Here is a 13553-nt window from a genome sequence, read left to right on the forward strand (position 1 = left end):
GCCTTACTGCCCTCCGAGCAGGTGTTCGACGATTGGTCCCAAGGCCAGGGCGGGGAAAAAGGTCAAGGCGCCGACAATGAGGATGACCAGGGTCAGCCAGAGGGCAAAAGGGGCCCTGTCGGTAGGCAGGGTGCCGAGGCTGGGAGGGATGTATTTTTTGCCGGCGAGGGAACCCGCCATGGCCAGGATGGCCACCGCCGGGACGTAACGGCCGATCAGCATCGCCAGAGAACCCAGCAGGGTGTAAAAATCGACGCTGGCATTCAAGCCTGCGAAGGCGCTGCCGTTGTTGTTGGCCATGGAGGCAAAGGCGTAGAGCACCTCGGAGAGACCGTGGGCACCGGGATTGGCCATGGCGGCCACGGCTGATGGAGTGATCATGGCTATGCCCGAGAAAATCAGTACCATAACCCCGGAGCTGAGAATGGTAATGATCGCCATCCACATCTCCCGCACCTCGATCTTTTTGCCTAGGTACTCCGGCGTCCGGCCGATCATCAGGCCAGAAACAAAGACCGCGATAACGGCAAAGGCCAGCATCGTATAGAGGCCCGAGCCGACCCCGCCGAAGACAATCTCGCCGAGCAGCATCAACGAAAGGGGCACCAGACCGCCGATGGGGGTGAGCGAGTCGTGCATGGCGGCGACTGCACCGCAGGAGGTGGCGGTGGTGGCCACTTCAAAGAGACTGGTGCCGGCGATACCGAAGCGGACCTCCTTCCCTTCCATATTGCCGCCTTCGATCCCCAACTGGGTGAGTTGCGGGGTACCGCTGGTCTCGGCCCACTGGAGAACGCCAAAAGAAGTTAATAGGAGCAAGAGCATGACCGCCAGCAGGGTCCAGCCCTGGCGGCTATTGCCGACCATGCTGCCAAAAGTGGCGGTGAGACTGGCCGGGATCAGCAGGATGAGCAGGATCTCCAGCAGATGGGAGAGCGGGGTTGGATTCTCAAAGGGATGAGCCGAGTTGGCATTGAAGAAGCCGCCGCCGTTGGTGCCCAGTTCCTTGATTGCCTCCTGAGAAGCGACCGGGCCCATGGGGATGCTGACCTCGCCCACGACCACCGTTTCAGTTAACGGATTACCGTTCGCATTCAGGAGTGGCTTGCCCGCATCGTCCACTTGCGGCTTATCATAGCTGATGGTCTGGACCAAAGGTACCGTTTGGTAGGGGCTGAAATTCTGGATCACCCCCTGGGAGACCAGGATGAGCGCGGCAACCAGCGCTAGCGGCAGCAGGATGTAGAGGGTGCCGCGGCTCAGGTCGACCCAGAAGTTGCCAATAAACGAGCTCTTACGCCGGGAAAAACCACGAATCAGGGCAATGACAATGGCCATGCCGGTGGCGGCGGAGACAAAATTATGCACCGCGAGCCCCACCATCTGGGTGAAGTAGCTGGCGACGGCCTCGCCACTGTACGCCTGCCAGTTGGTGTTGGTGGTAAAACTGACCGCGGTATTGAACGCCAGTTGCCAGGAAAAAGGCGGCAGGCCCTGCGGGTTCAGGGGCAGCAGATGCTGCGTGATTAGCAGGGCGAAGAGCACTGCGAAACCCGCGAGGTTGAACAGGAGCATGGTGGCCGCATAGCGCTGCCAGCCCATCTCCTCATCTTTATTCACCCCGCAGATCCGGTACAATACCTTCTCGCAGGGAACAAGGAGGGGCGAAAGCAGGGTCCGATCGCCCTGATAGACCTTGGCCATGAAAAGGCCAAACGGCTTGACCAGAAAGAGCAGGATTGTGAAAAAAAAGCCTGTTTGCAGCCAATCAGAGGCATTCATAGCGATACTCCTGATACGATGTTCTCGAACACCTCAACCCATATGGAGGTTGCAGGTGGATCCGTGATCCATGTCACTTGAACGTATCTATAACACCTTTGACATCAAGATAAGCTCAAGACATCAGGGGAATCTATCAATTAAACATCAAGAAGAGGGGGCGGTCATGCAAGGGAGAGCCCCATGCTTTCGTAACCACTGGTTACGATGGGACGACCTGGAAATGTTAGAGAAAATTCACAATTCAACATGGTTGCCCAATTCGACCACCCGATCCGGCGGCAGTTTGAAGAACGAGGTGGCGTTCCAGGCGTTACGCGACATGTAAATGAACAACAGCTTGCGCCAATGGGCCATGGGTGCCGTTCCGGTGGCCGACATGTTTTCACGCCCCAGGTAGAAGGAGGTGGAATAAATATCAACAGGCATTCCCTTGTCACTGAGCAGTTCTATAATCTCCGGCAGTGCTGGCGTCTCCATGAAACCGTATCGTGCCTTGATGCGGTAAAAGCCCAAACCAAGATCCTCAATGCTGACCCGGTCCTCCAGGGCTACGGTTGGTGTTTCCGCCGCGAGAATGGAAAGCAGCAGGATTCGTTCGTGCAGGGCTTCATTATGCTTAAAGTGATGGAGCAGGGTGTGGGGAATACCTTCCGGAGAAATCGACATAAACACCGCCGTGCCGCTGATTCGCTGGGGCTTGTACCCGGCGATATCCTTAAGGAACACCTCGGTCGGGATCTTCATCAGGCTGTAGTGTTTAGCCAGAATGGCCCGGCCGTCACGCCAGGTCATCATCGCAATCAGGATACTGACGGCGATGCAGAGGGTGATCCAGCCGCCATCGGTGATCTTGAGCAGATTGGCGCCCAGAAAGGAACAATCGAAAAACAGGAAGAGTGCCAGCAGCGATGCACTTTGCCACCAGGGCCATTGCCATCTGATGGAGGTCACCTTGAAATAAATGAAGGAGGTGATGGCCATAGTAGCGGTGACGGCAATACCGTAGGCGGCCGCCAGCCGGGTGGATTCTTTGAAGGCGAGCACCAGCGACAAGCAGGCGATCATCAGCATCCAGTTGACCGTTGGCATGTAAATCTGCCCCTTCGTTTGCTCGGAGGTGTGGACGATGTGCATGCGCGGGGTAAATCCCAGTTGAATCGCCTGCTGGGTCAACGAATAGACGCCGGAAATCATAGCCTGGGAGGCAATGATGGTGGCCATGGTCGAAAGGCCCACCATGGGATAGAGCAGCGACTGGGGCACCAGGGCATAAAAGGGGTTGACCTCGACCAATTCAGGATGGTGCAGCAACAGCGCCCCTTGGCCAAAGTAATTGAGGACTAGACCGGGTAGAACCGCGCCGTACCAGGAGAGACGGATAGGGAGGCGGCCAAAATGGCCCATGTCGGCATACAGTGCTTCCCCACCGGTGATACAGAGGACCACCCCTCCCAGAACCACGAAGCCATGCAGACCATTGCGGAGAAAAAAGGAGATCGCCTGCCGAGGGTCAAGGGCGGCAAGGATCTCCTGATTGCCCGCAATGGCACCAACCCCGAGCCCACCGAGCACCAGAAACCAGACCACCATGATCGGGCCGAACAGGGTGCCGATGCGCGCGGTGCCATGCCGCTGAACAACAAACAGGATGACCAGCACCAGGCAGGTGAGCGGCACAACATACTTGGCTGCGGCATCGGTGGCCATGTTGAGCCCTTCTATCGCCGACAGCACCGAGATGGCTGGCGTGATGACCCCGTCGCCATAGAGCAAGGCTGCACCGAAAGCGGCGAGGAACATGAGCAACGACCACTGTTTCCCACTCATTTGCAGGCCTTGGAGCATGCTGAGGAGTGAAAAAATGCCGCCCTCACCCTTGTTATCGGCTCGCATGATAAACACGACATATTTCAGGCCGACAACAAGCATCAACGACCAGAAGACCAAGGACATAATTCCGAGGACATTGGCGGCGGTCGGTGTGACCCCGTGGGCTCCGGTGAAGCACTCCTTGATGGTGTAGAGCGGACTGGTGCCGATATCGCCGTAAATAATTCCTAGGGCCGCCATTGCTAACAGCGGGAGTTCTTTTCCGGGGGAGGGCAGTGTAGCGCCGCTTTGCGGAGCTTGAGCGGCGCTCTCCACCTCGTTGGCGGGATCGATGGGTTGCATAATACTTTCCTTGCAGAAGTCCAGGAACAGGAGGAGGAAACCTCACCCGGACGGTATAATTAATTGCTCTTTCGTGAACAGCCTCGCGTCCGTCCGCAGGCAAGAGCTTGTTGTTTCAAAAAGGTCAGATTGGGCGGAAAAATACAAACGAGTCGTCTGTTGACCCATCGCGGGGGCAATGGTAGCATCTTCTGTATAAAGAAAATATCAAGATGCGAAGGGAGGATATCAAGATTTCATCAAGATGAATAATTGTGGGCAGCACGCTGCGTTGCGGGAATTGAAAAAATGGAATGAACGGGAAAAAGCATAGCTCGCCAGGCCTGCCGGGCAGTATTTTTGGCCAGGGGGAGTGGAATAGAGACAGCCATCCTGCCCGGCGGGAATTAATAGGGCGGCTGCTGGCAGGAACCGATGGCGTACTCTTTCACGGGCTTGCCGGTTTGATCGAGAACAGGCCGCCCGTTGTTGTCGAGCACGATGCGCTCCCAGCGGCACAGACCCGGCGGCGGCAGGGGAGGAGACACATAAACCGGCGGCGGATACGTCAGAGGTGCCGGATCAAAGGCCGCCACGAACGGTGACGCAAGAAAGGAGGCGGTCCGCTCTCCAACCGGTTCGATACCGCTGGTATAATGCGCCAGAGCCGGCGAAGGAGACGAGGACATCACCATCACACTGAACGCTAACACAAGCATGGTTGCTTTCACCATTTCTCACCTCCTCCTGGCATCGGGGCACCGAAAGAAATACTTCACCAAGGCAGGCATGAAGACCTGCGTCTTTTTGAAGACTATTTTAATCATTCCTCCATCAAGGAGAAAGAGGGCGGGCGCTCTTCACTCCTCCGCTTCCGAAGCCAATTCGATGGACACCGCTCGCATTTCCCAGTGCTGCCCTTAACCTGGCGCATCCCATTGCATCATTAAAAATTTTCCCAACACCGGGAAGTCTGCCCCACCTGTCATCTTGACTTTCGGTTTATTTTCCACCACTATGAATACATGAAAAAGAAAGAGAAAATAGCCGATAACCTCATTCTGATCGTCGACGACAATCCGGTCATCGTCAAATTGCTGGGAGCGATGCTCACCCGCGCCGGCTATCAAGTGGCTCGAGCTGAAAGCGGCCGCCAAGCTCTGGAAATTCTGGAATCCCTCCTGCCGGACCTGATCCTCCTGGATATTGATATGCCTGGCGTCTCAGGGCTCGAAACCTGCAGGATCATCAAGGAAACCACCCGGATCGCAGACATCCCCGTCATTTTCGTCACCGCCAGCGACGACAAAGATGACATTGTCGCCGGATTTTCGGCCGGCGCCCAGGATTACATCATCAAACCGTCGACCAAGGAAGAGCTGCTCGCTCGGGTCAGAACGCACCTGGCGCTGTGCAAGACCCAGCAGGCCCTGAAGGCAAGTCGTGCCCGGTACCGCGAGCTGTCCTTCATTGATGATCTCACCGGTTTCCACAACACCCGCTACCTGTATCAAACCCTGCAGGCACACCTCGACAAGCATCCAGATTGGCCCGTCACCGTTATTTTCATGGATATCGATAAGTTCAAGCATGTTGTCGACACCCATGGCCACCTCAATGGCAGCCGCGCCATTGCCGAACTGGCTGCGGTCATCAAGCCCATGCTCCCCAAGGGAAGTTACGGCGTCAGTTACGGCGGGGATGAGTTCGTCGTCGTCCTGCCCCGGCACGACGGAGTTGCGGGCGGACTACTCGCCGAGCAGATCCGAGCGGCGATTGCAGCCAACCGCTTTCTCACCTCGCAGGGCCTGGCCGTCAAGATTACCATCAGTTGCGGCGTGGCCTCGTATCCCGATGACGCCGGCAACCTGGTCGACCTGCTCGGCAATGCCGACCATGCCCTGTTTGAAACGAAAAGAAGGGGAAGAAACGCCGTTGTCACCTTTACGGAAATGAAAACCAATCAGCGCCCCTCCCGTTTTTTGCCGATCGATCAGCACTGAACGCTGGTACCGTTACCACGCTGGTCGCAACAAACACTATCATTCCAGCAGGATACCGCATTCATGACTCTTCAAGAGGACACAGAAGATTTCCTATCGTAACATTTCTTTTGTATTTTTTTGCGAGCTTTCAACCTCCCAAAAAATACTTTGGCGCATTGCCGGTTTTCCACTTGATGTTGCAGCCCATACTTGGCTGCTGCTCCTTGGAGATCGGCTGCCCCGCCAAGAGGGCGTCCAGAGCCCGGCGGAGATCTCTGCCGGTCACCGTCGTCGTCTTGCCGGGTCGGGCATCGTCCAATTGTCCCCGGTAGACCAACCGTTGTTCGCGATCAAACAGAAAAAAATCGGGTGTGCAGGCAGCTTGATACGCTTTGGCCACCTCCTGGGATTCGTCGTACAGATAGGGAAAGGAATATCCGATCCTCCTGGCCTCGTCGCCCATCCGCGCAAAACTGTCGTCCGGGTAGGTTACGGCGTCATTGGCATTGATGCTCACCATGGCGACGCCCTTTGCCCCATATTCGCGACCGATGGTCGCCAGTTCGTACTGCACATGTTTAACATAGGGGCAATGGTTGCACAAAAACACCACTAACAGACCTGCCGCATTCTTGAAATCGTCAAGGCAAACGGTTTTCCCCGTGGTGTCCGGCAGGGAGAAAGGGGGTGCTTGTGCGCCCAGTTCCAGCATTGTCGATGCGGTTAAAACCATAATTATCCTCCATTGTAGTTGGGGTTCAAAGAGCAGACAAAATCGCCGTCCAGCCCTCGTTCAAGCTTTCCACATCCATCCTGACCATCTCATCATTGGTTGATGCACCGGCCGCCACGGTTCCCCTCAAAACTCGGTCCTTATCGACCATTGCACTTTTTTTCAGGGAAATACTTTTTTTTGCCATAATTCCGGCTATTATGCTTTTGATGGCAAATATGTACAGCTTCGTTCTCTTCACCCACAGTGACCCATACCATGCAAAAAGGCATCTTCCTCGGTCTGGCAACAGCCGATATCGTATACTATGTCCCCCACCACCTTGAAAACAATGAAAAACTCAAGGCAGAACGGCAACTTGCCTATGCAGGTGGTCCGGCGACCAATGCCGCCGTCACCTTTGCCGCTTTCGGCAACGAAGCGTCGCTGATTACTGGCCTCGGCCAGCATCCCTTAGCCCATGTCGCCAAGGCGGACCTTGCCGACCACAAGGTGCAGTTGATCGATTGCACCGACCAACCCAGAAGGCCCCCGATCCTTTCAGCCATCATTGTCGATCTCTCCACCGGTGAGCGCAGTGTTGTCTATTCCAATACCGATCTCCGCAAACTCCGGCACGATGCCGTCAACGAGAGTACCCTCGAATATGCCGACATTCTCCTGTTCGATGGCTATTACCTCCCCCAGGCGACCCAACTGGCCCACTGGGCCAAGCCCCTGCGCATTCCGGTGGTCCTCGACGGCGGTAGTTGGAAGGAAGGGCTGGAGAAACTGCTGCCGCTGGTCGATTACGCGATCTGCTCCAGCGCCTTTACCCCGCCTGGATGCACGGATTCGGACAGTGTCATCGCCCACCTTCGGGATTACGGCATCGACAACATCGCCATCACCAAGGACGGCGCCCCGATCATCGCCCACACCCAGGGCCAGACCACTGAATTGCCGGTGATGACGGTCAAAGCGGTGGATACGTTGGGCGCCGGCGACATCTTCCACGGCGCCTTCTGTCATTACATCCTGGAAAACGATTTCCTGCTCAGCCTGGAACGGGCCGGCGAGGTGGCCAGCCTTTCCTGCACCTCACTCGGCACCAGGGCTTGGATTGAACAGGAAAAATTCATCTGATCCGCAGCAACCTACTTGGCCAGCCTTCATCTCTTCCTCTGTCATTTCCAACGTATAAGAGGAGTCTGGAGATTTCTCCCGTGCGGTCGAAATGACAAACAGAACGAATTTCCCAGTACGAGAGTTACCGCTGCCGGAAGGGAATCTGGCAGTAGTCGATGCCGCGTTTGGGAACGATGCCGTTCTGCTCCAGGAACATCTTCAGCGAATGCATTGAGATATTGATGTTCGCCGTGGGCCCGAGGTAGAGATGGTCCATGGCCAGAGGCGTACCGTTGAGGCCAATGCCGAATTCGATATAGGGCACCAGCATGGCGTGCCCTTCCCGGAACAAGATTGGGGCATCGGCGGTGTTGGCAATCACCGGCGAGACAATGCGCCACTCCTTTTCCTCGCGGAACGACGGGTGCTTCAAGATGGCCGCGATCCGCAGCAGATCGGTTTCCATGGCGGCAAAGGCCTCGCGGTAGCGGGCGGAACGCTCGGCGGCTGACTGGTCACCGCCGGTCAACCCGGCCGCCAGCGTTTCCACCGCATCGACCACCTGGCGGATCAGCATCCGTTGGCGCGAAGGTTCATAGATGCATTTACCGATCATGAACTGCTGCCGCTCGGCACAGCGCAGGATATACTCGGGACAGAAGCCCAGGCTGACGCCCTTGCCCGGCGCGCTGTAGCCCCGCCACTGACTGAGCAGGTTGCCGTGCGAACGGAAAGAGGCGCCGAAAAGCATATATCCGCTGGTAATCCGATACGCCACCCAGTCAACGAACTGTGACAACAGGCTGGAGTTTGGGTGACCGCTGTCGATCCGCTCGCCCACCTCAGCTTTAATCAAGTCCGCCGTGTGCCGCAGCTCAGCGGAATCGTTCATGTACCGAATATCACTGGCCCATAGCGCCCGGCTCCTGACGATGCCGAGCAGCCCACTGAAGGTGGTGTAATGATAGAGGGTGCCCAGCGGGATATCGGCGTACAGCTCCCTGGTTAATGCCTCGATTTCCTTCATTACTCACCCTTGTCCTATGTTGTCCGCCTAACCCCGGTCGGACATCCAAATCATTCTTGAGATTTACGCCGCCATCTGGTAAACATGTGCTTCGTTCTAACATGCCGGAATTGAGGGGTTTCCTCTTTTCTTACCGTGCCAGCGATCGTTTCACCCCGAACGCCGCAGATGCAGGCGGCCGACACAAACATCCCTTGCCAACTTCACCCAGGTACCATATCCGATGTATAGAAATTTCAAAATAGTCCCTCAGATCATTTTCGGCCGCGGCTCTTTCAATCAATTAGGCGATATCCTCCAGGCCAAACGGGTCGCTCCGGAGTCCTACATGGTTTTTGTCCTCGACGATGTCTTCAAGGGACGTGAACTCGAAAGTCGATTGCCGCTGCAAAAAGGCGACAGGGTGCTCCTAGTCAATGTCGATGATGAACCCAAAACCGACTACATCGATTACCTGACCGCCCAGCTCCGATCCTACAACCTGCGCACACCCGACGGCATCATCGGCATCGGCGGCGGCGCCACCATGGACATCGCCAAAGCGGTTTCGCTGATGCTCAACAATCCCGGAACAGCGGCTGATTACCAGGGCTGGGATCTGATCAATAATCCAGCGGTCTACCATGTGGCAGTGCCCACCCTGGCAGGCACCGGCGCCGAGATCTCCCGCACCACCGTCCTCACCGGTCCGGTAAAAAAACTGGGGATCAACTCCGACTACACCCTCTACGACCAGATTCTCCTCGACCCGGAGCTGATCAAAGATGTTCCCAAGGACCAGTGGTTCTACACCGGCATGGACTGCTATATCCATGATGTCGAGTCATTGGAAGGCACCTTTCTCAACGAATTCAGCCGCGCCTACGGCGAGAAGTCGATCGAGCTCTGCCGCCAGGTCTTTCTCGAGGATCACCCCGATAAAGATGACAAACTGATGATGGCCTCCTACTTCGGCGGCATGTCCATCGCCTACTCCCAGGTGGGGGCCTGTCATGCCCTGTCCTACGGCCTGTCGTTTGTGCTCGGCACCCACCACGGCATCGGCTGCTGCATCACCTTCGATTACCTGGAAGATGTCTATCCGGAGGGGGTTAAAGAATTCCGCCAGATGATGGCCAAGCACGACATTAAGCTGCCGCGCAACCTGACCAAGGGGCTCGACGACAAGGCCCTGGACACAATGGCCAATGTGGCCCTCGGCCTGGCCCCGCTGTGGGAGAACTGCTTTGGCAAGGACTGGCAGAGCATCATGACCAAGGAGCGGGTGCTCGAACTCTACCGCAAGATGTGACCATCGAGAAAACACGGTGAAAAGATCCATGGTTTTCTCCTTTGCGGGAAGACCATGGTTGAAGCACACACCAAAAGGCCTTGCCTGCTTCAGCTCATCAACGATGGCTGAAACGGACAAGGCCTTTGTTGTTCAGGATGGCTCGGCAAGGCAGGACAGCAGTCCATGCCCCTGGTGCAGCAGGCGCTCGAATTCGGCCGCCGGCACCGGCCGGCTGGCTAGATACCCCTGGATCAACATCCCGCTCATCGCCTGCAGGATTCCCAACTGCGCCTCTGTCTCCACCCCTTCGGCAACAATCGCCAAATTCAGGGTCTTGGCCAGAGACACTATGGCCGCGACAATCGCCCTGCTGTCGGCATCGGTGCTGATATCCCGGATGAACGAACGATCAATTTTGAGTCCGTCAAGGGGTAACCGTTTGAGGTAGGAAAGCGAGGAATACCCGGTGCCAAAATCATCCAGATAGAATTTGCCGCCCTCCGCCCGCAACTCCCCTAAAATTTTCTGCGCCTTGCCAATATCACCCATCAACATGGACTCGGTGATTTCAAAATAGAGCCGCCCCGGTTCCAGTCCGGTCGTGCCGACGACCTCACGCAGCAGCTTGACCAGATCCTGCCCGGTAAATTGCCGCGATGAAATATTCACCGACAACCCAAGGTTATATCCGGCCTCCTGCCACTTCTTGGCCTGCCCGGCGGCTGCCTGCAACACCCATTCCCCCAAAGGCAGAATCAGGCCGGATTCCTCGGCCAACGGAATAAATTCGGCAGGCGAAATCAGCGCACCTTCATGCCGCCACCGGATCAAGGCCTCCGCACCCAGGATATGCCCGGTCCGGCTGCTCACCAAGGGCTGATAATGCAATTCAAACTCTTGCAGCTCAATCCCTTTACGCAGCTTTGATTCCAGGGAAAGGCGATGATGCGCCTGGGCGTCCAACTCCGGCGTGAACAACTGGTAGGCGTTGCGCCCAAGGTTCTTCGCCTGGTACATGGCCATGTCGGCATTCTTGATCAGAGCGTCGGCATCGTTGCCGTCATCCGGCGAAATCGTCCCACCGATACTGGCGGTGACAAAGTATTCAATTTCCCCATGGTAAAACGGCGCTTTCAGGCTCGCAAGCAGCCGGGTGGCAATCAGGCCAGCATCTTCAACGCTCTCAATCTCCGGCAAGAGGATCAGAAATTCATCACCGCCCTGCCGGGCCAGGGTATCGCCGATCCGCAGTTGTTCTTTCAAACGCCGGGATAACTCCACCAGCAGGGTGTCGCCGGCGGTGTGGCCAAAACCGTCATTGATATTTTTGAAATGGTCCAGATCGAGAAACAGCAGGGCCAGTTTGGTTTCTTTCCGCTTCATCCCGGCCAGGGCCATCTGCAGCCGGTCATTGAGCAGAACCCGATTGGGCAGGCCGGTGAGGGCATCGTGCTGGGCCTGATGTTCAAGGGCATCCTGCTGCCGTTTCAGCTCGGTGATATCATGGAAAATGGAGACATAGTTGGTGATCTGCCCGTATGGATTGCGCACCGCATTGATGGTCAGCCACTCCGGGTAGATTTCCCCGCTTTTCCGGCGGTTCCAGATTTCTCCGCTCCATTGCCCTTCGCTGGCCAGCTGCGCCCACATCGCCTGATAAAAGGAAGCGTCATGCCTGTCTGACTTCAGTACCCTCGGATTCTGGCCGACCGATTCCTGTGCCGTATAGCCGGTAATCAGGGTGAAGGCTGGGTTGACTTGCAGGATTTTGCCGTCCTTGTCGGTGACGACGATGCCCTCGATCGAATGCTCAAAAACCTTGGCGGCAAAGACCAACTCTTCTTCGGCCAGCTTCCTTTTGGTGGAATCCCGGACCACAGCCAGACTGCAACTCGGCTCCTCGCCCGGACTCCACAGGGGAGAGACAGTGACAATAATCCAGACCACGCTGCCATTTTTATGCAGATAGCGTTTTTCAACCGTGAACTCGGCAATCGTGCCGGCAACCAGGTCGCGCCGCTGCTGGCGATCAAGCTCGAGATCTTCGGGATGGGTGATGTCCCTGAAGGTCAGGTTCAGCATCTCCTCTTCCGAATACCCGACGAGCTCACAGTATTTCTTATTGATCTGACGAAACCTGCCGCTGCGGGCGTCAACCTGGGCGACGCCGACGCTGGCCATTTCAAAAAAAGTACGAAATTTCTGTTCGCTGGTGGCGAGAGCAGCTGTGCGTTTGTCGACTTCACGGCTTAAACGTTTATTAAACAGCACCAGGATGACGCCGCCGCCCAACCCAAAAACCAGGACACACCCGAGAATAGCACCGGCAAGATACAGCGTATGCTGCTTGCTGGCCGCCAATTCCTCGCGGAGTTCGGCATAAAGAAACCCCTTAAGACTGTAGCCGGGGGGCATCAGACCCAACTGGATATAGGTGTTGGCAATGTGGCGCCAGCGCTCGGGGCTCATATACCCGATCTCGACCAGCTCCGGCCGGATCAGGCCCCGCATGGCTTCGGCCTCAAACAACAGATGTTCCAGGGTTTTCTCCTGGGAATAACGGGCCAGGATCAACCGGGCGATCTCCTCGGGATGCTCCATGGCATAAAGCCAGCCACGCTGCACCGCCCGGCGAAAAGCCTCGATTCGTTCCGGGTGCTCCCGCACCTCATGCTCGGTGGTGACCAGGCAGTCACCGTAAAAATCGATGCCGTACTGAACCGGTTTGATCAATACCGCCGTTATCCCCTGCTTACCCAGGAGATAGGGCTCGTTGGTCAAATAGGCGGTCTGGGCATCGACCCTGCCGGTCACGAGATCGTCCACGGACCAGGTGTGCGGCTGGACGTGCAGCGACTGGAGAGGCACCCCTTCATTGGCTAGCATGGCCAGGTGCTCCGTATCGGTTTCGGTGGTGATCATCACCCGCTTGCCCACCAGATCCTTGGGGGCCAACAACCCTTTGTCTCTTTTGGTCAGGATCACATTGGCTGAATGCTGGAAAATAGCGCTCACAACCACCAAGGGTCGCCCCTGTTGCCGCTCCAGCAGCACGGAGGGCGACATCACCGCGAATTCAGCCTGCCCCGAAAGGAGCGCATCAGAAGGATTGAGGCCGGGTTTTCCCGGCAACAGCTCCACATCAAAACCGGCTTCACGGAAAAAACCCTGTTCAATGGCCGCATAGTAACCGGCAAACTGGAACTGATGCCGCCACTTGAGCTGCAAACGGACGGTCTCCACGGCCCGTTCGTCTGCATGGCAGATCGGCACAGAAGCCAGGACAACGAGGAAGAAAGCAACCAGCAGTGAGAAAACAAACAACAGTTCTGCCCGCCGGGGCAAGGAACGGTATGCAGGGCGATAACGTGGAGTTGGATATATTTCCGCGGTAAGGTTTGAGGGCACGATAGGACGTCTCCGGTCGTTCGTTGACAAGATGCAGCTCTCCTGCAATGGTAGCAATACGTTCAGGTCAACTCAAGGTGAAAG

At 56.5% G+C, this 13553-nt stretch carries 10 protein-coding genes; 3 read left to right on the top strand and 7 right to left on the bottom strand.

Annotated features, from left to right (window positions below):
• Window positions 1-3: 3 nt before the first annotated feature.
• From kdpA to ACHZCX_RS07790, 3 genes are all read right to left on the bottom strand, one after another.
• Complete coding sequence (gene kdpA / locus ACHZCX_RS07780; protein ID WP_319586666.1) at window positions 4-1782, bottom strand: potassium-transporting ATPase subunit KdpA; 1779 nt, start codon at window positions 1780-1782, stop codon at window positions 4-6.
• A gap of 237 nt (window positions 1783-2019) precedes the next feature.
• Complete coding sequence (locus tag ACHZCX_RS07785) at window positions 2020-3957, bottom strand: KUP/HAK/KT family potassium transporter (RefSeq protein ID WP_319586667.1); 1938 nt, start codon at window positions 3955-3957, stop codon at window positions 2020-2022.
• 386 nt (window positions 3958-4343) lie between these two features.
• Window positions 4344-4670 (bottom strand): hypothetical protein, encoded by a 327-nt coding sequence (locus tag ACHZCX_RS07790; RefSeq protein ID WP_319586668.1) that lies wholly within the window; start codon window positions 4668-4670, stop codon window positions 4344-4346.
• Window positions 4671-4961: 291 nt separating this feature from the next.
• On the opposite strand from ACHZCX_RS07790, the gene ACHZCX_RS07795 reads away from it, so the two are divergent.
• Entirely contained in the window at window positions 4962-5939 is a 978-nt protein-coding gene (locus ACHZCX_RS07795; protein WP_319586669.1) for a diguanylate cyclase, read from the top strand.
• A 130-nt stretch (window positions 5940-6069) separates the two neighbouring features.
• Here the strand turns inward: ACHZCX_RS07795 and ACHZCX_RS07800 are convergent, their stop codons facing one another.
• Together ACHZCX_RS07800 and ACHZCX_RS07805 are read right to left on the bottom strand one after the other, a co-directional pair.
• Complete coding sequence (locus ACHZCX_RS07800) at window positions 6070-6654, bottom strand: thioredoxin family protein (RefSeq protein ID WP_319586670.1); 585 nt, start codon at window positions 6652-6654, stop codon at window positions 6070-6072.
• A gap of 25 nt (window positions 6655-6679) precedes the next feature.
• Window positions 6680-6841 carry a hypothetical protein gene (locus ACHZCX_RS07805; protein ID WP_319586671.1) on the bottom strand — a complete coding sequence of 54 codons (162 nt, stop codon included), beginning with the start codon at window positions 6839-6841 and terminating at the stop codon, window positions 6680-6682.
• 71 nt (window positions 6842-6912) lie between these two features.
• On the opposite strand from ACHZCX_RS07805, the gene ACHZCX_RS07810 reads away from it, so the two are divergent.
• The gene (locus ACHZCX_RS07810) at window positions 6913-7779 is read left to right on the top strand and encodes a PfkB family carbohydrate kinase (protein WP_319586672.1); all 867 of its coding nucleotides are present in this window, start codon (window positions 6913-6915) and stop codon (window positions 7777-7779) included.
• A 124-nt stretch (window positions 7780-7903) separates the two neighbouring features.
• On the opposite strand, the gene ACHZCX_RS07815 is transcribed toward ACHZCX_RS07810, so the two are convergent.
• Complete coding sequence (locus tag ACHZCX_RS07815; RefSeq protein WP_319586673.1) at window positions 7904-8788, bottom strand: DUF2971 domain-containing protein; 885 nt, start codon at window positions 8786-8788, stop codon at window positions 7904-7906.
• Window positions 8789-9011: 223 nt separating this feature from the next.
• Between ACHZCX_RS07815 and ACHZCX_RS07820 the strand changes: the two genes are divergently transcribed.
• A complete protein-coding gene (locus ACHZCX_RS07820; RefSeq protein ID WP_319586674.1) occupies window positions 9012-10079 on the top strand; it encodes an iron-containing alcohol dehydrogenase family protein in 1068 nt (355 codons plus the stop codon).
• A 132-nt stretch (window positions 10080-10211) separates the two neighbouring features.
• On the opposite strand, the gene ACHZCX_RS07825 is transcribed toward ACHZCX_RS07820, so the two are convergent.
• A complete protein-coding gene (locus tag ACHZCX_RS07825; protein ID WP_319586675.1) occupies window positions 10212-13385 on the bottom strand; it encodes an EAL domain-containing protein in 3174 nt (1057 codons plus the stop codon).
• Window positions 13386-13553: the final 168 nt, after the last annotated feature.

It is taken from the genome of uncultured Desulfobulbus sp., from assembly GCF_963662935.2.
Taxonomy (GTDB): domain Bacteria; phylum Desulfobacterota; class Desulfobulbia; order Desulfobulbales; family Desulfobulbaceae; genus Desulfobulbus.